This is a genomic window from Streptomyces sp. CB01580 (assembly GCF_001905795.1).
Classification (GTDB): domain Bacteria; phylum Actinomycetota; class Actinomycetes; order Streptomycetales; family Streptomycetaceae; genus Streptomyces.
This window is the reverse complement of record NZ_LIXJ01000011.1, coordinates 179,892-197,898: the sequence shown is the minus strand read 5'-3', so window position 1 is coordinate 197,898 and position 18,007 is coordinate 179,892. Positions and strand designations below refer to the sequence as shown.

At 69.0% G+C, this 18,007-nt stretch carries 21 protein-coding genes and 2 pseudogenes; 13 read left to right on the top strand and 10 right to left on the bottom strand.

Features of this window, described 5'->3' with window-relative positions:
• Window positions 1–148: 148 nt before the first annotated feature.
• Window positions 149–1,150, bottom strand: a complete 1,002-nt coding sequence (locus tag AMK22_RS18375; RefSeq protein WP_073786333.1) for an Lrp/AsnC family transcriptional regulator — start codon at window positions 1,148–1,150, stop codon at window positions 149–151.
• Between the two features lie 130 nt (window positions 1,151–1,280).
• Between AMK22_RS18375 and AMK22_RS18370 the strand changes: the two genes are divergently transcribed.
• From AMK22_RS18370 to AMK22_RS18350, 5 genes are all read left to right on the top strand, one after another.
• Window positions 1,281–2,555, top strand: a complete 1,275-nt coding sequence (locus AMK22_RS18370) for an MFS transporter (protein ID WP_199883256.1) — start codon at window positions 1,281–1,283, stop codon at window positions 2,553–2,555.
• 81 nt (window positions 2,556–2,636) lie between these two features.
• Window positions 2,637–3,071 carry a transposase gene (locus AMK22_RS18365; protein WP_242434032.1) on the top strand — a complete coding sequence of 145 codons (435 nt, stop codon included), beginning with the start codon at window positions 2,637–2,639 and terminating at the stop codon, window positions 3,069–3,071.
• A gap of 229 nt (window positions 3,072–3,300) precedes the next feature.
• Complete coding sequence (locus tag AMK22_RS42085; RefSeq protein WP_073786331.1) at window positions 3,301–3,480, top strand: flavin reductase family protein; 180 nt, start codon at window positions 3,301–3,303, stop codon at window positions 3,478–3,480.
• A gap of 459 nt (window positions 3,481–3,939) precedes the next feature.
• Complete coding sequence (locus AMK22_RS18355) at window positions 3,940–4,677, top strand: maleylpyruvate isomerase family mycothiol-dependent enzyme (protein WP_073786329.1); 738 nt, start codon at window positions 3,940–3,942, stop codon at window positions 4,675–4,677.
• 114 nt (window positions 4,678–4,791) lie between these two features.
• A complete protein-coding gene (locus tag AMK22_RS18350) occupies window positions 4,792–5,496 on the top strand; it encodes a pyridoxamine 5'-phosphate oxidase family protein (RefSeq protein ID WP_073786327.1) in 705 nt (234 codons plus the stop codon).
• On the opposite strand, the gene AMK22_RS18345 is transcribed toward AMK22_RS18350, so the two are convergent.
• Together AMK22_RS18345 and AMK22_RS18340 are read right to left on the bottom strand one after the other, a co-directional pair.
• A complete protein-coding gene (locus AMK22_RS18345) occupies window positions 5,441–5,896 on the bottom strand; it encodes a hypothetical protein (protein WP_073786325.1) in 456 nt (151 codons plus the stop codon). The genes AMK22_RS18350 and AMK22_RS18345 overlap by 56 nt on opposite strands.
• A 588-nt stretch (window positions 5,897–6,484) precedes the next feature.
• Window positions 6,485–7,747, bottom strand: a complete 1,263-nt coding sequence (locus tag AMK22_RS18340; protein WP_073786323.1) for a beta-ketoacyl-[acyl-carrier-protein] synthase family protein — start codon at window positions 7,745–7,747, stop codon at window positions 6,485–6,487.
• A gap of 66 nt (window positions 7,748–7,813) precedes the next feature.
• On the opposite strand from AMK22_RS18340, the gene AMK22_RS18335 reads away from it, so the two are divergent.
• Together AMK22_RS18335 and AMK22_RS41005 are read left to right on the top strand one after the other, a co-directional pair.
• Complete coding sequence (locus AMK22_RS18335) at window positions 7,814–8,431, top strand: TetR/AcrR family transcriptional regulator C-terminal domain-containing protein (RefSeq protein ID WP_073786321.1); 618 nt, start codon at window positions 7,814–7,816, stop codon at window positions 8,429–8,431.
• Between the two features lie 294 nt (window positions 8,432–8,725).
• Complete coding sequence (locus AMK22_RS41005; RefSeq protein WP_242434030.1) at window positions 8,726–8,887, top strand: hypothetical protein; 162 nt, start codon at window positions 8,726–8,728, stop codon at window positions 8,885–8,887.
• Here the strand turns inward: AMK22_RS41005 and AMK22_RS42080 are convergent.
• The 4 genes and pseudogenes from AMK22_RS42080 to AMK22_RS38460 form a co-directional block, all read right to left on the bottom strand.
• Window positions 8,884–9,093, bottom strand: a pseudogene (locus AMK22_RS42080) (NF041680 family putative transposase); the annotation flags it as partial. The gene AMK22_RS41005 and the pseudogene AMK22_RS42080 overlap by 4 nt on opposite strands.
• Before the next feature lie 100 nt (window positions 9,094–9,193).
• Window positions 9,194–9,646, bottom strand: a complete 453-nt coding sequence (locus AMK22_RS18320; protein WP_073786317.1) for a ParA family protein — start codon at window positions 9,644–9,646, stop codon at window positions 9,194–9,196.
• Between the two features lie 682 nt (window positions 9,647–10,328).
• Complete coding sequence (locus tag AMK22_RS18315; RefSeq protein ID WP_073786315.1) at window positions 10,329–10,667, bottom strand: hypothetical protein; 339 nt, start codon at window positions 10,665–10,667, stop codon at window positions 10,329–10,331.
• Window positions 10,631–11,002, bottom strand: a complete 372-nt coding sequence (locus AMK22_RS38460; protein ID WP_143203581.1) for a hypothetical protein — start codon at window positions 11,000–11,002, stop codon at window positions 10,631–10,633. Before AMK22_RS38460 ends, AMK22_RS18315 begins: the two co-directional genes overlap by 37 nt.
• Window positions 11,003–11,394: 392 nt before the next feature.
• On the opposite strand from AMK22_RS38460, the gene AMK22_RS18305 reads away from it, so the two are divergent.
• Both AMK22_RS18305 and AMK22_RS39180 read left to right on the top strand, forming a co-directional pair.
• Complete coding sequence (locus AMK22_RS18305; protein WP_073786312.1) at window positions 11,395–11,901, top strand: RICIN domain-containing protein; 507 nt, start codon at window positions 11,395–11,397, stop codon at window positions 11,899–11,901.
• Window positions 11,902–12,554: 653 nt separating this feature from the next.
• On the top strand, window positions 12,555–13,202 hold the full coding sequence (locus AMK22_RS39180) for a hypothetical protein (RefSeq protein ID WP_143203580.1): 648 nt from the start codon (window positions 12,555–12,557) through the stop codon (window positions 13,200–13,202).
• Window positions 13,203–13,244: 42 nt separating this feature from the next.
• Here the strand turns inward: AMK22_RS39180 and AMK22_RS42075 are convergent, their stop codons facing one another.
• Together AMK22_RS42075 and AMK22_RS18290 are read right to left on the bottom strand one after the other, a co-directional pair.
• A complete protein-coding gene (locus tag AMK22_RS42075; protein WP_384411625.1) occupies window positions 13,245–13,778 on the bottom strand; it encodes a Ku protein in 534 nt (177 codons plus the stop codon).
• Window positions 13,779–14,188: 410 nt separating this feature from the next.
• Window positions 14,189–14,686, bottom strand: a complete 498-nt coding sequence (locus AMK22_RS18290) for a hypothetical protein (protein WP_073786309.1) — start codon at window positions 14,684–14,686, stop codon at window positions 14,189–14,191.
• Window positions 14,687–14,779: 93 nt separating this feature from the next.
• Here AMK22_RS18290 and AMK22_RS18285 point away from each other — a divergent pair, with 93 nt between their 5' ends.
• The 3 genes from AMK22_RS18285 (at window position 14,780) to AMK22_RS18270 (ending at window position 16,287) form a co-directional block, all read left to right on the top strand.
• Entirely contained in the window at window positions 14,780–15,271 is a 492-nt protein-coding gene (locus AMK22_RS18285; RefSeq protein ID WP_073786307.1) for a winged helix-turn-helix transcriptional regulator, read from the top strand.
• Window positions 15,272–15,391: 120 nt separating this feature from the next.
• Window positions 15,392–15,589, top strand: a complete 198-nt coding sequence (locus tag AMK22_RS42365; protein WP_079186237.1) for a transposase — start codon at window positions 15,392–15,394, stop codon at window positions 15,587–15,589.
• Window positions 15,590–15,735: 146 nt separating this feature from the next.
• Window positions 15,736–16,287, top strand: coding sequence for a WD40 repeat domain-containing protein (locus AMK22_RS18270; RefSeq protein WP_073786304.1), 552 nt, complete (start codon window positions 15,736–15,738; stop codon window positions 16,285–16,287).
• A gap of 453 nt (window positions 16,288–16,740) precedes the next feature.
• Here the strand turns inward: AMK22_RS18270 and AMK22_RS18260 are convergent, their stop codons facing one another.
• A complete protein-coding gene (locus AMK22_RS18260) occupies window positions 16,741–17,217 on the bottom strand; it encodes a hypothetical protein (RefSeq protein ID WP_079186235.1) in 477 nt (158 codons plus the stop codon).
• Window positions 17,218–17,407: 190 nt separating this feature from the next.
• Here AMK22_RS18260 and AMK22_RS42360 point away from each other — a divergent pair.
• Window positions 17,408–18,004, top strand: a pseudogene (locus AMK22_RS42360) (transposase); the annotation flags it as partial.
• Window positions 18,005–18,007 lie beyond the last annotated feature (3 nt).

Sequence of the window (18,007 nt, the reverse complement as noted above, 5' to 3'; positions counted from 1 at the left end):
CGGGACGTCGGACAGACCGGACGGGAAGGAGAGCTCATGGGCGAGCGGTCCCCCCATCGCCGCCGCACCCGCCCAGGCCGGCGCGCGCGGCGCCGCCGGATCGCAGCGAGGGCGAGGGAGCACCACCGGGTGGCGGCCGGCCGAAGGTTCAGCGCCGCTGCGGATCAGCCCACGGATCCGGCGGGACCACCCCGGTGCTCCGCCCGTCCTCGTCCACCAGACGGCCGTAGATCTTCACCTGTCGCAGCACCAACCGCCGTTCGGTGACCGTCACTCCGGGCAGGCCGGTGGCGATCCGGACGAGGATCTCCTCCAAGTGCTCGAACGACCGCAGGTTCAGGATGACCGCGAGGTTCGTCGGGCTCACCACCGCCGCGCACATCCGGGTCTCCGCCCAGCCCGCGATGCGGTTGCCGACGGTGCGCAGTTCGGCGTCGGGGACGGTCAGCCACAACAGGGCCATCGTGTGCCAGCCCGCCAGCGCGCGGGCGACGTCGCAGCGGAACGCGATGTCGCCGTTGCGTTCGAGCCGGTTCAGGCGGCGCTGGACCGCCTTGGGGGTGGTGCCGAGTGCCGCGGCGAGATCCGTGTAGGTACGCCGCCCGTCGCGGCCCAGGGCCAGGAACAGCGCGCGGTCCAGCACGCCGAGCGGATGGGCTTCCCGCTGCGGTGGGCCGAGTACCTCGCGGATCTGCTGGGTCTGCGACCGGTTCATCACGCCCAGCCGCCACACCATGCCACCGAACAGGCTGCCGAACACGTGGCTGCGCGTCCGCAGCACGTGCGGCGACAGGGGCAGGCCGTGCAGCAGGATCTCGGTGGTCGCGGCCAGCGTGGACGCGACGATGTTGGCGTACACGTGGTAGTCGCCGGTGGTGATCCCGACCGTGCTGACGTAGGGCAGTTCCGCCAGCTCCGCCGCCACGGTCATCTCCGTACCGGGCGCGCAGACGAACTCCACGATCGCACCGCGCGAGCGCGCGTCGCTGCCCGCGACGCTGATCCACGCGGCACCGGTGTCCACGAGCCGCTGCCAACGGCGGGCCAGCGTGACCGGGGCGACGCCGAGTACCTCACCGAGCTTCGTCCAGCTCGCCCGCGGGCTGACCTGGAGGGCGTCCACCAACGCCAGGTCGGTCTCGTCCAGCAACCTGTCCGTTTCCCTCGCCGATCAAGCCTCCAGAGGAAGTATCCATCACTTTTCAAGCCGCATACGGCTCCCGATCAATGCTCGACCGACACAAGGACGCCAGAGTCGGCGGCTCGGGACGGAGCGCACCATGGACCACCCCACCGGCGTCGGGGACAGACCGATCACCCGACAGGACGGGCTGTACCGCAAGATCAGCCGGAAGCTGCTGCCCCTGTTGCTGGTCTGCTACACGTTCGCGGCCCTGGACCGGGTCAACATCGGGTTCGCGAAGCTGCAGATGTCCGAGGACATCGCAATCAGCGAAGCGGTGTACGGCCTCGGCGCGGGCATCTTCTTCCTCGGCTACGTCCTGTTCGAGGTCCCCAGCAACCTGCTGCTGGCCCGGATCGGCACCCGCAGGACGATCGTCCGGATCATGCTGCTGTGGGGCCTCACGTCCACCGCGATGATGTTCGTGCACGACACCACGAGCTTCCTGATCCTGCGGTTCCTGCTCGGCGTGTTCGAGGCCGGCTTCGCGCCCGGCATCATCTTCTACCTCGGCTTCTGGTATCCGTCGCGGCTGCTGGCCACGCCCATGACGGTGTTCATGCTCGCCGGGCCGCTCAGCGCGATGGTCGGCGGGCCCGTGTCGACGTGGATCATGACCGGATTGGACGGTGCCGGCGGCCTCACCGGCTGGCAATGGATGTTTCTCCTCGAAGGCGTTCCGACGGTCCTGCTCGCATTCGTCGTGTATGGCGTCCTCGCCGACTCCCCCGCTCAGGCGCGCTGGCTCGACGACCACGAGAAGGCTCAGCTGGCGCGGGACCTCACCGTCGGGTCGAAGGCCCGGAGCAAGCACGAGTTCCGCCAGGTGCTGCGCGACCCCCGCGTGTACGGGCTCGCGGTGAGCTACTTCTGCCTCATCGGCGGGATGTACGCGGTGATCTTCTGGCTGCCCACGATCCTGGTCGGCAACGGCGTCGAGAGCCTCACCACCGTCGGGCTGCTCTCCGCGGTGCCGTACGCCGCCGCGATCGTCGCGATGCTCGTGGTGAGCAGGCGTTCCGACCGGCTTGCTGAACGGCGCCTGCACAGTGCGGTCCCTGCGGTCCTGTCCGGGCTGGCCATGGCGGTCGCCGCGTTCAGCACCGGCAACCTCCCGCTCTCGCTGCTCGCCCTCACCGTCTCGGCTGCCTGCAGCTGGGCGCCTACGCGGTGTTCTGGTCGATGCCGTCGGCGTACCTGTCCGGCACGGCCGCCGCGGGTGGGATCGCGCTCATCAACAGCATCGGCCTGCTCGGTGGATTCCTCAGCCCGATACTGCTCGGCCGTCTCAAGGACGGCACCGGCTCCGACGTCCCCGGGCTCCTGGTCCTGGTCGGCATGTTGCTGGCCAGCGGCATCGGGATCGCGCTGATCCGGCTTCCCGTCCGCACCCGCTGAGCCCCCTGGAAGAAGAAGGAGCAGGCTGCGGGCCACCTACAACCGCTACGGTGGAGTGAGGCAGATGCTCGCCGCCCTCGATCTGGCCACCGGCAAGCTGTACTACCGCATTCGCCCGCGCAAGCGGTGGCGCGAGTTCCTCGACCTCCTCAAGGCTCTGCGCGCCCGCTGGCCCGGGCAAAAGCTTTATGTGGTGCTGGACAACTTCTCCCCGCACAAGCACGCCAACGTCCGCACCTGGGCAGCCGACAACGACATCGAGCTGGTCTTCCTGCCGACCTACGGCTCCTGGCTGAACTGGATCGAGGCCGAGTTCGCGGCTCTGCGCTACTTCGCACTGAACGGCACCGATCACCGCAGCCACGACGAACAGAACGCCGCCATCGCCGCCTACGTCCGCTGGCGCAACACCCGAGCGGAACCGAAGACCAACTTCGCGCCCGACTCACCGATCCGGTCATGGACCGATTACCCGACCAAGGCTGCGTGACGAGCCACTAGTGCCGCTCCCGGCAAGGTTTGCCCCGTCGCACCGTCCCGCACGCACGCTCGCGGCGTTGGCCGAGAGCCCACGTAGCCCTTCCCCAAGCTCTCGACTTCGTTCGAGCAGGGGAGACCCCATCCGAGGGCTTTCGGCTGCCTTGCGATCGCACGCACCGGACGACGCTCCTTCAGGGCAAACCTTGCCGGTCACGGCACTAGGCAGCCGCACGGAGGCCGTGATCCAGGAGACCGGCCGCTTCACCGTGAACGTCCTCGCCATCGGACAGCACGCTCTCGCCGACCGCTTCACCCAACACCGCCCCTTCGGCGACGAGGAGTTCGCCGGGGTGCTGTGCGCCATCGGCCGCCCCCTCACGGCGGAGGGCCGGAACTGGAATAAAGCGCCGCCGTCCTGACGTGTCGCATGACCCGGCACCTGAAGGCCGCCGACCACACTCTGATCACCGCCGAGGCGACCGGTGTCCGCCTGCCACCCCACGGCGGCCCCGGCGAGCCGCTCCTCTGTCTGCACCGGCGGTACGGAAGACTCACCGAACAGGGAGGCGACGCCGGCACCACCCCGTCCAGCCGGACTCGGACAAGGGAAACGGACAGGTGCCGGTGCCGTCGGTCGACCGCCGCTTCTGGCGGACAAGGCCGACGGCGACGAACGCGACGAGATGCGCAACGTCGTCCACCCCGGGCCCGCGTCGCGAATCGGCGCTGCAACGCGGGCCCGGGAAGGGTCGAGACGCTGATCAGTGAGTCGCAGCGCGCAGGCGGGGCCATGGCGCAGCGAATCGGACGCCGGACCTCGCTCCCGAACGACTCGACCCGACCAGTCACCGAACCCCGCTATCGAAGGGCTCAACCTGATGGACCTGCTGGACACCGCACGCCACATCGAGGCGACCCGGGCGGTGGGCGCGCGCGTGTGGCGCATGGCCGAGAACCGGCTCGACGACTCCGTCCCTGCCTGTCCGGCGTGGCGGATCCGCGATGTCGTTCACCATCTCGGCAACGTCGCCTCCTTCATCCACGCCTGCGTCGAGCAAGGGGCCGGCGAACCCGAGTTCACCGACGCCGAGATGCTCCCCGACGACCGGTTGCTCCCGTGGGCCGCCAAGGAATGGGACCGGGTTCTGGACCGTCTCGCCGCAGCCGACCCCCTGGCCGCCGCGTGGAACTGGTCCACCCAGCCGCACGTCGTCTCCTTCTGGCCGCGATGTCTCACCCACGAAGCGTTCGTCCACGGCTGGGACGTCGCTGACGCCGTGGGGCAATCACTGACGATCCCCGCGGACGTCGCCGCCGACGGCGTGGACGAGATCCTCGCCGTCCACCTGGCTGCCGGGGCCCGCGACGGCAGGCTCTTCACCCGCACCGGCCGGTTCGAGGTGCACAGCACCGACACGGGCGACCGCTGGCTCGTGGAACTCGCCGCGGCGACCGTGCACACCAGGGCGGCGACACCGGGCGAACCGCGCGACGCGCAGATCGCGGCCACGGCCGAGGAACTGTATCTCGACCTGTGGGGCCGGACACGGCTGAACCTGGAACCGCACCAGCGACACTGGGCCGATCAACTCGCCGCTGGTGCACCGACAAGCTGACCGGACCACGTCCGCGCCCGACCCGCCCGTCTCGGAGCCGCCGGCCGCGCCATCGGCCATGTCCACCACGTTGTGAAGTCCTCCTACTGCCCACGCGCTTGCGAAGGAGCTGCCGTGAAATACAGCCAACTCCGGACTACCCTGCCGGAAACGGACCGCACCCGTCACCGCCGTCTGCGGGAACAAGGGAGCCTGGACCGTGCCGAACTCGACGCGATCCTGGATGCCGGCTTCGTGTGCCACTTCGGACTGGTCATCGACGGGAACCCCATGGTCGTCCCCACCGTCTACGGGAGCGACGGGCGCAACCTCTACTTTCACGGGTCTGTGGCCAGCCGAGGCCTGGTCGCCTCGCCCGAGGCGACGGTATGCGTCACCGTGACGCACGTGGACGGCCTCGTCCTCGCACGGTCGGTGTTCGAACACGGCATCAACTACCGCAGCGCGATGATCTACGGTGTCCCGCGCCTGGTCACGGATCCAACGGAGAAGCGGGAAGGGCTGCACTGCCTGACCGAACAATCCGCGCCCGGACAGTGGGACTACGCACGACAGCCGAACCGCAAGGAAATGGCGGCAACCTCCCTGCTCGCCCTGTCGCTCGAGGAGGCATCGGTCAAGATACGCACCGGCGCCCCGGAGGACGGCGACGGACCCGACGCCGCCCTCGGGATCTGGGCGGGCACCCTCCCCCTCGTCACCGCCTGGGGCGAACCCGAAGCCGACCCACTCCTCCCGGACCACATCGAACCGCCCGAACACATCACCGCCCGACGCAACACCCGCGCAGGACAGGCCGGGCGGCAGCACACCCCGTGACGGCGCACTCGGGAAGCAGGCCGATCCCGGCGCAATACCACTGCCCGCTGCTCACCGCCCGGAGAGCAGCGGCGGCCTGCCCGGCTTCGCCCGGTTGCTGCCATCGGGATCGACTCGACCGAGCGTCCGGGCCCATGGGTGTCAGGTTGCGCAGGGTGTCCCCGCCCGGGATCTTCCCGCCGTTCTCCACCAGGCCGTGCTTGCGCAGGTCGGAGAGCGCCCCGAGGTGCGAGGCGGTGCGGGCCTGCTTCCGCTCGGAGGGCTTGTCCTTGTCGGTATGCCGGTAGCTCATGTGCGGGGCTGAGATCTGCTGGATCTGCTCGACGGTCGCGACCTTCAGCACTCCGAGCACGCACAGCACGTCACCGCGCAGGTTGTTCGTCGACCCCACCGGATTCATCTACCGCTTCCCCGCCATCAGCTCTGCTCCTTCGCAACTCGCGACCAGCCGCCGGCTCGCCACCGCTGCCGGCCGCGCCCGGCCTGTGAGGTCGTCCGGGCCCCCGGAACCCGATGCTCTCCTCCAATACGGACGTCAGGAGGGGAGAAGAGGGCTTGTGACGACGCGACGTACGGCCAAATGTGCGCCGCGACCTGCTGGTTTCCCCAGCTCCTCTTGGTCGGGCACCAAAGTGGGTCCCCAAGTGACCGCCCAAGTGCGCACCGCAGGGGGCCGGGCCGACTTGCTCGGTGCTGGTCGGGCCCGTGGTCGGGCCGACCACGGTATACAAGAGGGCCCGCCAGCGCCGGGCTCACCACCGTTCTACGCAGGGTCAACCCACACATCGAAATCAAGTCCGCCGATCTCGACGTGAAGCTCGAAGAACCGCCGCCCGGCCACCCGCCATGACGGGCCGGAGGCCGAACGGCGGCGCCGGACAAGCCGACCCATATGGGCCGACCACGGCGTGAAGCCGGTCGCAGCGCCGGGCGGGAGCCGCGGGCTATCGGCGGCGGCCCTGTACGGACCACGGTGCGTTCGCGTGGGTCATGGTGTGGTCGGGGCTGTACGGGACGCGTGGTGCCGTGAGCCGGTGACGACGAGTGAGACGTTTTGCCCACCGAAGCCGAAGGAGTTGCTGAGCACGGCCTCCTGGGGGACGTCTCGTCGCTCTGCGACGACATCGAGATCGATGTCGGGATCGACGTCGGCCGCGGTGAGGTTGCGGGTCGGCGGGATGACGCCGTGCTCCACACTGAGGACGGCGATGAGTGCTTCGATCGCGCCGGCGGCGCCGAAGAGATGACCGAGCGCAGCCTTGGGGGCTGTCACGGTGGCGTGGCCGAAGACCTCCCTGATCGCGTGTGCCTCGGCGACGTCGCCGACCGGAGTTCCGGTGGCGTGGGCGTTGATGTGGCTGATCTGCTCGGGAGCCAAACCGGCTTGCGCGAGAGCCTTCCGCATGGCGGAGATCTGACCGGAGCCGTCGGGAGCGGGAGCCGTGATGTGGTGGGCGTCGGCGGCGATGCCGGCGCCCGCGAGCACCGCGTGGACACGCGCGCCTCGGGCGCTGGCATGCTCGGCGCTTTCGAGCACCATGACAGCGGCGCCTTCGCTGAGGACGAATCCGCTGCGGTCCGCGGCGAACGGCCGGGACGCCGAGGCGGGTTCGGCGGTGTGCCGCGACAGTGCTTGTGCCTGGGTGAAGCCGGCGACGGTGATCGGGGTGGTTGCGGCCTCGGTCCCGCCCGCGATGACCACGTCCGCCTCGCCGGCACGGATGAGCCTGGCTCCCAGGGCGATCGCCTCGGCACCGGAAGAGCACGCCGAGACGGGCGTGTAGACACCGGCCCGTGCACCGTATTCGATACTGATCAGCGCCGCCGCCGCATTGGGCATGAGCATCGGGACCGTACGTGGCGAGACGCGCCGGGTCCCGGCCGCCTCCAGTACGTCGTCCTCCTTCAGCAGCGTCCCTACGCCGCCGATGCCCGTGCCGATCGCCGATGCGAGCCGGTCCGGGTCCACCTCTGGGGCACCGGCATCGGCCCAGGCTTCGGCCGCCGCGATGAAGGCCGCCTGCTGCGAGCGGTCGAGCCGCCTGGCCTGTACCGGCAGCAGCAACTCGGCGGGGTCGATCGCCATCGTTCCAGCAACGGTGTCGGGAAGGCCGGCGTCCTCGTGGCCGGGCAGGACGCCGCCGCGGATGCCGGACTCGCCGGCAAGCAGGGCGTCCCAGGTGGAGGCCACGTCTGCCCCGAGTGGTGTGATCGCGCCGAGTCCGGTCACGACGACTTCAGTCCGGTGCATGCCCCTCAATCTTTCTTGTATGCGATACAAACGAACAAGCTCTGTTGTATCACATACAATTTGGGCGTGGAGAAGAAGCGAACCGAAGCCCGATCAACGCCGGCCCGTTCGCGTGACCGCGGTCGCGCGACGAGGCGCCGTCTGATCGAGGCAACTGCACGGCTCTGCAAGGAGCGGCCCGGCGCCGAGATGAGCGTCACGGAGATCGCAAACGCGGCAGGTGTGTTCCCCAATCAGGTCACCTACCACTTCGGCTCCAAGGACTCACTGCTCGTGCACGCCGCCTTCCTCGGCCTGCTGCACGACGCCCGACGGCTCGAGCGCATCGGTCGCCAAGCCCCCGATGCGGCGACATTCCGGCGCAACATCGCCCGCGCCGTACTGGCCATGCCCTCGCTCCCGTCAGTCACGCGAGCACTCGCCGCCGGGATCTCCAAGCCCGAACTCGCCCCCGTGGTCGACCGGCACCTCCAGTTGCTGTTCCGGCAATCCGAGCGCTTCGTGAGCCAGCTCATCGACAGTCGCGGCTGGACGGCCCGTCGACCGCTCGACGTGGAGGCCAGGACGTTCTGGAGCACCGCGCTCGGCGCAGTGCTGCTCGTCCGCGCCGGGGCACACGGCACTGTCGCCGACCTCGACCTCGCCGGAGCATTGACCATCCACGACGAACCCGATCCCGGTTAGCTTGTCGTTTAACCTCGTCTCCGTTGGGGGTGGGGGATGGAGCAGGCGGTTTTCGAATCCGTCAGGTACTCCGCAGAGTGCCAGGACTGCGGTGCGGAGCTGGAGTGCCGGGGAGTTCAGGCCCTGGTGGACGGCCGGTTGCGATGGGACGTTGAATCAACCTGTTTTGCCTGTGGATTTGCGGTAGCCGTGTGCGGTGGCGACGTGTCGGCCGAACGGCGGGATCAGATGCTCTGTGAGCATGGACCCGCGAGGCTGCAGGTGAGTAGTCCGCCGACGAAGAGCGTCGCCATCATGCGCGTGCTGCGGGCAGAGCTCGGCATTGACCTGAAGAACGCCAAGGCTGTGCTGCGCCGCGTGCTGGACGGTGATTACTCAGGAACGCTTCCCGAGATGGAACACCTGGCCCGCACGCTTCGGGAGGCCGGCATCGCTGCTGCCGCTACTCGCCCTTAACGCGTCTGATCTGGTAGCTCCGTGACGGTTCGCCTGGGTTTGGTGCCCTTCTTGTGGTGAGCCGGGCGGCTGTATGCCTGGCCGGTGGCGAGGACTCGGCCCACGTCGTGACGGGTGGCCGTGCGGTGGTTCTTCGAGCCGAGCGGCCGGCCTGGGCCGGGTCGGGACGGTTTCGGTGCACCGGCTGGAGAGCCGGTCTTCGCGCGCGGAAGGCAACACCCGCCCCACACGACAACGTCGGGTCCTGAATTCGCCAACACCATCGTAGAGAGGTGGGGGCCACCGCCGTTTCCAGTGGAAACGACCTCAGACCAGGTTGACGAACCCCAGGTGCGTCATCACCTTCCTGTAGTCCACGGAGGTCACCGAGTTGCGCAGGAGGATCGGCGGAGGACACTCGTCCTCGTAGAGCTTCTTGGCGTCGGCCGAGTACCGGATGCAGGGCAGCGGCACAGACGGGATGACGGAGTCATCCTCGTCCATCATGCGCAGCACGGAGTAAGGCATCATGCCGTAACTCGCTGGGAAGTCCAGGTAGAAGACCGTGTCGTCGCCCTCGTAAGAGCGCAGGATCTCAACAAACCAGTCGTGGCGGTCCGGGTCACGCGCGATGGCGGTATCAGCACCAGCCATGGCGGGGCTGCTGGGCACAACGCGCAAGTTCGGGATGTGCGCGAAGTCCTCGTCGTCATGGCCATCGCCAGTGCGGCACCTGGCCGGCAGCGCGACCTCGTCGAGGGTGGCGCGGTCGTAGAGCAAGTCGACCGCGGTCGGTCCTTGGGAGCAGTCTCGTCATAGCCGAGGACGGTTGTCGACGGCATGCTGCTGTCCAGGTCGAGAAGCGGGGGTCCACGGTGAGGCTGGTGGTCCTCATCGGGCTCCCCCGCGACCAACAGTCCGAGCTCTGTTTTCTCCCACTCGGTCTGCGGCTCGTAGTCCGCGTGCTCCTGGAGGAGACGGACGTGGCTGCGCTCGCGGCTCCCCCAGGACTGTCGGCGCTCAGCGGCCCGAAGTTCGGCTGCAGCCAGGGCGGCGGCGAAGGCCGCAAGGCGCTGTACCGCCGCGTCGTCCGACTCTTGCACGGCGGCGAAATACGCTGCGGCTTCGGCGGCCTCCAGGCCGTGGCGGCCGGTCTCCTTCAGCCAATTGAAGGCCCGCTGTTGCGCGGCGGATTGCTGCGGAGGTGCGAGCACCGCAGCAGTCAGCACGCACACCACGAGGTCGCTGTTCGCGGGAGCGGTCACGTCTGTGAATCCCAGCAGGGCAGGAACCGAATCCGAAGAGGAGCCCATGAACAGCGGGCCCGGCCCGGTCCCCCACGCCTCCGACGCCCGTCCCACCGGGGCCGGCCGCCAGAACGGAAACGGCCAGGCCGTCGACGGCGAGGTCGGCGTCGGCGGTGATGCGGGCGCCGGCGAACGCCGGGCCGTCGACACAGTCCTCAGGCTGCGTGCGGGGGCGCAGGGCCTTCAGAGGGCTGTGGGCGCCCTTGTAAGGCTGAGCGACGACCGTCAGTGACGATGTCGCGGTGCGGGAGCTCCAGGAGCCGCATGGGGGTGAAGGTGTCCGGGCCCTTGAGGGCCGCTTTGGCGAGCGGAGTGAAGGCGAAGCCGATGGCGGTGCGGGCGAGGACCTGGTACCAGGCTGCGGCGATGAGCATGCGGGCCAGGTCCTCCTCCTCGCCCTGGGCGCGGTCGATCGGCAGATCGCGGTTGTCGAGGTCCAGGTGTCGAACCGTCTCGGTCAGGCGTGCCGAGAGCTCGTTGCCGACCGCGCGCATCCGCAGTCCCTGCCGCGGTCACCGAATCCGCCGGTGCCCTCGACGCCCACCAGGGAGGCGTCGTCGACGGGCGCGGCCGCAGTGAAGGCCAGGCGCAGGCGCTGGTCGGTCGCCTTGCCGACGATGCCGACCTCGGTGCCGACTCCGGGCGGCGGGGGCAGGATGTGATCTGCGCGGTGCTGGGCGCGGTAGTTGTCGCGCAGTGCTTTCGCTCCGGCTGACAGTTCGCGGTCCAGGAATCGGCGCAGGGGGTGTGGGGGCTGCGCAGCCCGTCGACCAGGGACATGAAGGACCACCGCCGTTCGTCGGGCGCCGCCAGGGCGCGGAGGTCGCACGGTTCGGACGGTAGGGAGCAGGACTGACACGGCGTCACCCGCAGGAGGTAGCCGCCGATGCCTGCAGATCAGCGGTTCACCGGATCGAGGGAAAGGGGCGCCTGATCAAGTACCTGCTTCCAATCCCAGGGCTTGAATGGCCCGGCCCCCGGCCTCGTGGTGAAGGCGGCCAGAGGATGCCCGGTCTGTGGGGGAATGGACGGCTGGCAGCGGAGTGTGACAGCCGTCCACTGACCGAAGCACGCTTGCCGGAACCCGAGCGGTCGCGTTCCACCATTTGCGGTCTTTCATCGTGGTCTTCGGTTATGGGCGGCATTCCCAACCCCGAAGCCGCTACTGTTCGTACCTAAATGAACACGCTCAGTGATTAGTGCAGAACAGAGGAGTCCTCCATGCGCATTCGATCTGCCTGCGTCGGCGTCGCCGTAACGCTGGCTGCGACCGTACTCGGGGCGGGCACGGCCAACGCGACGGGACCGTTGAGCGGCACCAAGGTCCGCAACTGGCAAACCGGTTTCGTCCTCGGCGTCGCCACCAACTCCACGGTCGGCGGTGCCCAGATCCAGTACCAGAACGACACGGACGAACTGGCCCAGAAGTGGGCCATTGATCCGGTTACCAGCACGACCTTCGTGCTGCGCAACCTCAACAGCGACATGTGTGTCACTGCTCTGGGCGGCGGCGACGCGGAAGCCCTCCAGCAGCGTCCGTGTGACCCCCGGTGGGACGAGCAGGTCTTCTCCCTGGACGACTCGAACAAGCCCAGCCGGTACCTGCTGAAGAGCCAGGCGCACAACAAGTGCCTGAACCCCTACGGCACCGGGGCCAACGCATTCGCCAGGCTCGTCGCCTGCAACGCCACCAACGGGTACTCCACCCACTCGTTCGACGTCCGCTGACCTCGCTTCAGCGAGGTGCCTGGCCGACGTGGACGTGCTTCGGCTCGTTGGTCAGGCTGACCCCTGCACGCTGCTCCCGCTGCCCCTCTGCGGCACTGGAAAGCCCTGACCCCGGAAGCTGCAATGCCGGGGGCAGGGCTCTTTCGCTTTCAGTAGGAAACGTCGATGCAGTCGATTCCTGACCGGTGTCGACCTGGCGGAGCTTGTGTGCCACCGCGACACATGAGAGTGCTTCACCGGACTGAGCACCAATCAGACACACTTCCGTACCCCCGCCGAACGTCGACGACATCAGGGCCGGGCGCGTGCGTGTCGCGTTGTCCCGCGGTCGCTGATCGCGCTCCTGCTCGCCCTGTCGGACACCCACGACCAGGCCGAGTTCCTCACCGCCGACTGGGCCCTGGCGGCCACCGCGTACAACAGGTTCGCCGATGCACTCGATACGTCGGCAGAGGAACCCAGCACACAGTACGCATCACGTTCGATGACGGCGCACCTGTCGCACAGCCCGACCCGGCCGAGACCGCCGTAGGGCCAGGTACGGCAGGAAAGTGAGGTGGCGGGGCAGTGGTTCGGGCCGCCGCCCCGCAGCCGGGCCGGCCGGGGGCGTGGGCCCTGTTGACTCGCCTGTGCCGGTCGGTCAGCATGGCCCGGTGACAGACCAGGCAGGACCATCACCGTTACGGGTCATCGCCCTGCTCGCCGTCCTGGCGGGAACACTCAGCCTCTCCGGCTGCGGCAGCGGCGACGCCGCCGCCCCGGGCGCCTCCTCGTCCACGTCGGCGAGTCCGCCGTCCTCCGTCGCTGCCACCCCCGCGGCGCCTCCGTCCCCCACACCTTCCTGTGTCCGGGGTGACAAGGACTGGCTGGACAGCAATCTGCGTGGGCGCAGCGTGACTGGCTACCTGCCCATCGAGTTCGGCGGGCCGCCGAAGCTCTGTGAGCCCGTGACCGTCCACGTCGGCTATTTCGACGTCTCCTTCACCACCGTCATGGACGGGGCGAAGCCGAAGCAGGGCTACACGGTGGAGACGGTCGACCAACAGCAATTCACCGTTGACGGCTCAGCGCTGGTCGAGGTGAACCCGCCCTCCGGCGGCGGCAGTTCCGCCTCTTCGTGCACCGGGCGTCTGATGGTCATGTCGCTCGGCAGGCAGGTGGGGCCCGGCGACGTCAAGACCATCAGCTGGTCGCAGTACGAGGGGAACGGCGCCATCGGGAACGTGGGGATCTCGTTCAAGGAGAACGCGAGCATCGTCCGATACGACCTGCAGACCCCGACCGGGGCCTCCGCCTGCTGATCCGGCCGCCCGCGCACGGGGCGCGAGGGGCCACTGGCCGGCTCAGCCGACGACCGGCCACGCCAGCGACTCGCTGTGGAAGCCCTGTTCGACACCACCGACCTCTGCCGGCCTCTCGCCCCGGGCGATCGGGAAGGTCGCGCAGATCTCCTCCGGTCCGCCCTTGCCTACCCTCCTCTCCGGTTCACGCAGCCGTCCGGGGTGGCGGCGACGCCGCTCGGGAACGGGTGGCAAAAGCGGAGCCACCCGCTCCAACAGATCGTCGGGAACGAAATCAACAGGCACCCCGGACACACTGCCGATCAAGATCGGGTCGACCGCGTCGAGGTCGACGAACCCCTGGACCTCGATGGCCTTGGACCGGCCGGGCGCGATGTCGTCGAGTTCGCCCGGTTCGACGATCACGTACTCGCTGCCGGTGTCGTAGTCCTTGACGATGTCGCCGAGGTCGACCTCGCCGCCGGTGCGCTCGTTGACGCGGCGGTTGCGAACCCGGTCGGCGGTGCCGCGCTGGAGCCGGTGGAAGCGGATCGTGTGGCTGCCGGTGGCGGTGTACAGCGCGACCGGCAACGAGATGAGCCCGATGGATCAACGCGAGGGCGGACGCCGTGGTGGAGGTCTCGGTCGACGTGTGGGAGGCGACGGCGGCGGCCCGGGCCCCCTGCGGATCGACGCGCCGTCCCGGGCCGCGGTCGGGAGCCCGCGTTGGCTGCGACCGTGCCGGCCGCTCACCGCGGCAGCACGCCTCGCAGAGCCCGGCCGACCGCTGCCGCCCGCAGTCCTCGCACGGTGCGGCCCGACGGGCCGCGTCAGCGGCGGCTGCGGCTGCGGCTGCGGCTGTGGCTTCACGTTCCCGTTCCGCCCGCTTCTGGTCGGCGGGGAGCCGCATACCTGGCTGCCCTGCCGGAAGCCGATTCGCAATGGAGGGGGTGGCTCTACCCGGCTGTGTTACCGACCGCTTCGTTCCCCGGTTCGTTCACCGCTCATCAGGGCAGGCGGGTGTGTTCGGCTCGGCTGGCAGCGATCCGCTCACGCGCGAGCGTACGGGCCCGCTTGGTGTCGCCGCCGCTGAGCCGGGCGAGGATCGTCGCGAGCGGCCTGATCTGGCCCCAGCCGCCCCAGTGGCCCTCGGGGATCTCGGTAGGAAACACCCAGATCCGGCCGGCCTCACGCGGCCAGGCACCGTTTTCGGCATCGAGGATCGCCTCGGTGACCTCGGCGATGACGCTCGCACGCTTCTGCTCATCGAGCTGGCCCTCGGGGACGGACGGGACGATCTTGTAGCGAGGTGCGTCCACGAGTTCTCCGCCGACGTAGACGCCGGCCGGTCGGTGCAGCCAGAGCCAGGAGACGGAACGGCTCACCGGGTCGGCGGGGTCGAATCCCTCGTTGCGGATGAGGATCTCGGTGATTCGATTCAGCAACGCCGCCTCGGCGTCCGGCTGGAGAGCACCTGCGGGGATGTACACGTCGAGCATGGGCATGGTCGACCTCCTTCTGAGTTTAGTTCTTCAACTCAGGCCGAAGTCTATGCGGGCTAAGTTCAGCTTGTAAACTCAGGTCGTTACACTCGTCCCATGGAGACACGGCGAATCGACCCAGGGAACTGCTCGGTGGCACGCGCCCTCTCAGTAGTAGGGGAGCGCTGGTCGCTACTGATCGTGCGTGAAGCGCTGGACGGCGCGAGCCGGTTCGGGGAGTTCCACTCCCGCCTCGGGATCGCCAGAAATCTCCTGGCGACTCGGCTCGACACCTTGATGGCCGCGGGAGTAATGCGCCGCGTGCCGTATCAGGAACCCGGAGATCGGCAGCGCTTCGCCTACGAGCTCACCGAGCAGGGCCGCGCGTTGCGACCCACGCTCGTGGCGCTCCTGGAATGGGGCGACACGTACTTTGCCGACCCGCAGGGGCCGTCGGTCATCGTCCGCCACCGGCCCGTCCACGGTGCGAGCCCATGCGACGAGCCCGTCAGGATCGTCCTCGAGTGCACTGCTGGGCACAGCCACCTCACCCCGGAAGACATCTGCCGTACGCCCGGGCCGGGTGCGCGCTTCGTGGAGGGCTCCTGAGGGCCGTATTGGGCCGGGACCAGGGCCTGATGCGAGGTCGCCCTCGGTGCGCGGGCGCCGCCAGGCGGGGGGCGATACAGCTGGGGACGTTCATTCGTACGCGATTGGGGAGCTGAGGAGCTGAGGTCGTACGCCGACACTGACGACCTGTGGGAACGTGTAGCCCCGTCGTTTCCTGCCCGTCCGCCTCGGCGGCATCGGTATCCCGGACGGTTGCCGGCGGATGACCGGGCTGCGTTGCGGGGCATCGTCTACGTGCTGTGCAAGAGCGTGAGCCGGCGGGAAGTTCCGGCCGAACAGGTCGGTGCAGCGGTGTGACGGCCTGGCGCCGTCGCGGGACCGGACCGGCGCCGGCATCTGGCCCCGCCTTCACGATGCCCTCCTGGTCGAACCGTGCAAGGCCGGTCTGCTGGACATGGACGACCGCGGCCAGCTGCATGAGTGGCACCTCTATCGTGTCATTCATGTCCGGCAACGCGCGTGCTGATACGACCACTCGACTCCGATCCACCCTGACCGGCCACGAACACGGCATCTGGTCGCTGGCGACAGCCGTGGTGGACGGCCGACCCGTCGCCGTCACCGGCAGCCACGACGAGACGGTCCGTATCTGGGACCTCAGCGATGGCCGACCTGTGGGTGGACCCCTGGTCGGCCACAAGGGTCTCATCTGCAATGGCGAAGTATGGTCGGTGGCGACAGCCCTGGTCAGTGGTCGTCCCGTCGCCATATCTGGAGGCGGGAGCCATCTCATACAGATGTGGGACCTGGCCACGGGCCAACATGTGGGCGAGCCGTCCCTGGTCGGCAGCGGGGACGGGACGGTACGGATTTGGGACCCGGTCACCGGCCGGCCAATCGGCGAACCCTCGGAAGGCCACAAGGGCATGGTCTGGGGAGCGGCAACGACCCTGCTGGACGGTCGGCCCGTCGCCGTCACCGGCAGCAACGACAAGACAGTACGGGTGTGGGACCTGACCGGGCTCGCGGCGCCCGCCCGCGGACACACAGGTTGAACACCACCCTGTCACCGGACCGGCAACAGCGCGGCGAACTACGCCCACAACGCCTTGGCCGTCCGCATCCGTGCTTGTCCTCATCACCCCGAAGAAGCGGCAGTTGGCTGGGCAGCGTCAGGTGCGTGCCGATCCGGGCACGGATCACGCGTCGGGCTTTGCGTCCCGAACCTGCGGGCGCTGGTGCTCCGTCGCTGTGTCGCTGGCGTCTCCGGGTTCCTGCTGGGCGAGCCGGTGCACCGGTTCGAGGCCGGTGCCGCTGTCCGGCCCGGTGACACGGGCTCGAACTGGCCGTAGGGAGCCAAGGGCCGACGCCTCGTCGCGGCCGGCTGTATCCATCACGCGGCTTCCTCTCGCCATGCTGCCGGCACGGAACGTACGGCGCTGGCGACCACCCGAGCTCCGCGCCCTCGCCGCCCGCGTCGGCGCCCTCCCGTGGCCGCACAGAGGCCGTCAGGGACGGTCGCGCGCATTCGGTACGGAACGTACGGGCGAGTGCTCGGCGACCTGCGTGCGCAGGCGCTTGATCTCGTCGTACTGGGCAGCCGGCTGGGAGATCTCCAGGGCCTTGGACTCGGTCAGCTCGGCCGGCTGCTCATCTCGGATGACGACCCGCTCCTTCAGCTCGTCGACCTGCTTCTTGAGCCGGTCGACCCGGGCGTCCCGCGGGTCGACGATCTCTCCGGCGGCCCGGAGTTCCTGCAGCCGCTGTTCGAACTCCTCGGCGAGGTGCTGGTAAGTCCCGGGCCTGGGAGTGGCGTCGCGGCTCTTCTTCGGGTAGAAGCCGGTGCGGGTGACGTCGGCAGTAGTGGCAAGGGTCTTCAGGTCGACTTTGCCGCCGGGCGGGAGGTTGCCGACCAGGACGCGGTCCATGGCGGCCCGGATCGCGGCCTCGTTACGGGCCTTGTCCGCTTCGGTGAGGCGGGCCACGGTCAGCTCCTCCCTGCGAGGACGGAGGTGACGGCGTCGATCTCGGCGACGACCCGCAGGGCACGGTCGCGTTCGGGGACGAGCCGCTGCCTCTCGCCCTTGGCGATGCGGGGGCCGGTGATGAAGACGTCGATGGTCTGGGCTTGCCCGGCCCGGACCGGACGGTGGCAGGGGGGCCTGGGGGCAGCGGGCCGGGCGGCCTGCAGAGGCTACGTCTGCTTCGAGGACGAAGCAGGCTTCACCCGAAGGCCGCCCAACGGACGCACCTGGGGCCGACGCGGCAACACGCCGCGGGTGACGGTCAGCGGGCGGCGTTCGGGACGGCTGTCGGTGGCCGGGCCGGCTGATCGCAATGCGGCCCGGCTCGCGCACCCGGCTGTACCACTGCCTGCGCACCCACCCTGCAGACAAGGACAAACACCGCAGCATGGGCAAGCGCGACTTCATCGGTTTTCTCGACGGCGCCCACCAATTGCTCAAGGCACCCATTGTGCTGGTCTGGGACCGGCTGAACACCCACGTCTCCCAGGCGATGCGTGAGTTGATCGCCGAGCGTAAGTGGCTGACGCTGTTCCTGTTGCCTGCCCACTCCCCCGACCTCAACCCGGTCGAGGGGGTATGGGCACACGTCAGACGTAGCCTGGCCAACCTCGCCGTCGTCGCCCTCGACCGCCTTGAGATCCTCGTGCGTAACCGGCTCACACGACTCCAGTACCGGCCCGACCCCCTCAACGGTTCTTTATCCGGAACCGGCCTGGCCATCGATGCCCCAACCGCACCCCGATGAGCC

Bases quoted from the DNA above. Each gene is read 5' to 3' on its own strand.
- AMK22_RS18340 (WP_073786323.1), bottom strand. From the start codon at position 7,747: ATGCACCGGACTGAAGTCGTCGTGACCGGACTCGGCGCGATCACACCA.
- AMK22_RS18370 (WP_199883256.1), top strand. From the start codon at position 1,281: ATGGACCACCCCACCGGCGTCGGGGACAGACCGATCACCCGACAGGAC.
- AMK22_RS18315 (WP_073786315.1), bottom strand. From the start codon at position 10,667: ATGCGCGCGGTCGGCAACGAGCTCTCGGCACGCCTGACCGAGACGGTT.
- AMK22_RS18290 (WP_073786309.1), bottom strand. From the start codon at position 14,686: ATGCCCATGCTCGACGTGTACATCCCCGCAGGTGCTCTCCAGCCGGAC.
- AMK22_RS18355 (WP_073786329.1), top strand. From the start codon at position 3,940: ATGGACCTGCTGGACACCGCACGCCACATCGAGGCGACCCGGGCGGTG.
- AMK22_RS41005 (WP_242434030.1), top strand. From the start codon at position 8,726: ATGCGCGTGCTGCGGGCAGAGCTCGGCATTGACCTGAAGAACGCCAAG.
- AMK22_RS18345 (WP_073786325.1), bottom strand. From the start codon at position 5,896: ATGAATCCGGTGGGGTCGACGAACAACCTGCGCGGTGACGTGCTGTGC.
- AMK22_RS18305 (WP_073786312.1), top strand. From the start codon at position 11,395: ATGCGCATTCGATCTGCCTGCGTCGGCGTCGCCGTAACGCTGGCTGCG.
- AMK22_RS18270 (WP_073786304.1), top strand. From the start codon at position 15,736: ATGTCCGGCAACGCGCGTGCTGATACGACCACTCGACTCCGATCCACC.
- AMK22_RS18285 (WP_073786307.1), top strand. From the start codon at position 14,780: ATGGAGACACGGCGAATCGACCCAGGGAACTGCTCGGTGGCACGCGCC.